This is a genomic window from Kitasatospora sp. NPDC127035 (genome assembly GCF_042726075.1).
Lineage (GTDB): Bacteria > Actinomycetota > Actinomycetes > Streptomycetales > Streptomycetaceae > Kitasatospora.
Map to the genome: position 1 here is coordinate 1 of NZ_JBHXDN010000167.1, position 1,748 is coordinate 1,748.

The following is a 1,748-nucleotide window of genomic DNA, read 5'->3' on the forward strand; positions in this document are numbered from 1 at the left end:
GGCAGAACGTCGCCCAAGGCGCCCTCCTCGTCGCCGCCGTCGTCATCCAGCAACGCCGCAACGGCGAACGCCCCGTCGGACTCCCCACCTGACAGCGACGATGCTCACGAGCGTTTCCCGGCAGGGATGAGCTCGCCGCCCGACTGACGGTGGGTCCTCCCGGGATCTGTCGACTCCGCCGGGGGAGGTTCGTGGGCATCCACTTCGGCCCGGTGTCACCTGGTGGTCCGGGCCGGGGGCGGTCGGGTGAAAACCGGCCCGGCCCGGGCATGCCGCCCGGGGTGGTGGGCCGTCGGGTTGTACCATCGCCGAGGTGAAGGCATGGGCACAGCTTCACGCCCGGTCCGGCCGAATTCGACACTCCGGTCGGGCCGGGGAAAATCTCCGGGAGCCGAATCCGCTCGCTCCTGTGCGAGCACTACCCGGCCGCCCGGGAAACCTCCCGGAGCAAGGTGGTCTCGCCGGCGGGGATGCGCGGTACGCGCCGTCGGCCCGGGCAGCGATGGCCACTTCCGTCCGGCCGCGGGCCGCACCCACATGCGCGGGGCGTCTGCGCGGGATCGACGTCGATGCCGCCTCCGCGAGGTTACGGGCTGAGCACGCCCGCCACCCGAAAACGCGGCAGTAGTTGTTGTCGCTGTGACTGTAGACCTGCGGAAGGATTCCGCCGGGCGGGACCAGCTTGAGCGTCAGATCCATAGGACAGAAGTTCCCGTTGGGAACATCGAAGTGCGCCCCTGAGTTCCGGGTCGATGCCGTCGCGCTGTACCACGCGAGCCCGAGACGTACGAATGCCTCGATGGCCAAGGACCTGGGCATTACCACGAGACGCTGCGGGTCTGGGTGCGTTAGGCCGAGCAGGCCGCCGTGCCCAGGACCGCCGAGACCACCGCGCTGGCCAGGGAGAAGCAGCAGTTCAAGGCCCGGGTCAGGGAACTCGGGCTTGAGCGGGAGATCCTGCACCGGGCGGCCAGGATTTCGCGGGCGGCGCCGGCCACCAGTTCTCGCAGTCCGGCGGGCACATTGGGCGCGTCTCGCCAAACGCTCGCGATCGCGAGAAGCGCCTCCCACTCGACCTCGGCAGCGGTACCGGGCTGACCAGCGTCGAGTTCGGCGAACAGCCGCTTGCAGAGGACGTTGGTTACGTCATACAGGGCGCCCGCGAGTCGGGCCGCATCGGCCACAGCCGAGTCCACAGCAGGAGGCGCCTCACCGGGAAGCCGAATAACAACCGGAGCTACTGAGCATTTCGGGTTGTCGTCGGGTAGTGACGGTTCGTGATCCCTGCGGTATGCCGTTGGCGTGAGGTATCCGGAGGGTGGGGGCCTGACCGCTGAGCGTCGGGCGTTTCGTGAGGGGATCCGGTTCCAGGCCGGGATGCGGTTCGCGGTGGGTGAGAAGACCACGGTGATCGCAAAGGATCTGCGGGTGAGCGTGCGGTCGGTGGAACGCTGGCGTCGTGCCTGGCGTGAGGGCGGGATGGAGGCACTGCGTTCAGCTGGGCCGGCCAACTCCCCGACTGTCACCGACGCCCAGTTCGCCGTGCTCGAGGAGGAACTCGGCAAGGGGCCGACCGCGCATGGTTTCGCGGATGAGCGGTGGACGCTGGCCCGGGTGCGGAGCGTGATTCAGCGCCGGCTGCAGCTCAGTCTTTCGGTCCCGACGGTGTGGCGGTTGCTGAAGCGGCACGGCTGGTCCTGGCAGGCCCCGGCCCGCAGGGCCCTCGAGCGTGACGAGCATGCGGTGGA

General features: G+C 69.3%; 2 protein-coding genes. One reads left to right on the top strand and one right to left on the bottom strand.

Annotation, left to right across the window (positions count from 1 at the left end; genetic code table 11):
• Positions 1 to 848: 848 nt before the first annotated feature.
• A complete protein-coding gene (locus tag ACFWIC_RS41025) occupies positions 849 to 1,184 on the bottom strand; it encodes a hypothetical protein (protein WP_380522308.1) in 336 nt (111 codons plus the stop codon).
• Positions 1,185 to 1,389: 205 nt separating this feature from the next.
• Here ACFWIC_RS41025 and ACFWIC_RS41030 point away from each other — a divergent pair.
• Positions 1,390 to 1,748, top strand: a 359-nt coding sequence (locus ACFWIC_RS41030; RefSeq protein ID WP_380522309.1) for a winged helix-turn-helix domain-containing protein, incomplete at its 3' end; no start/stop codon positions are given.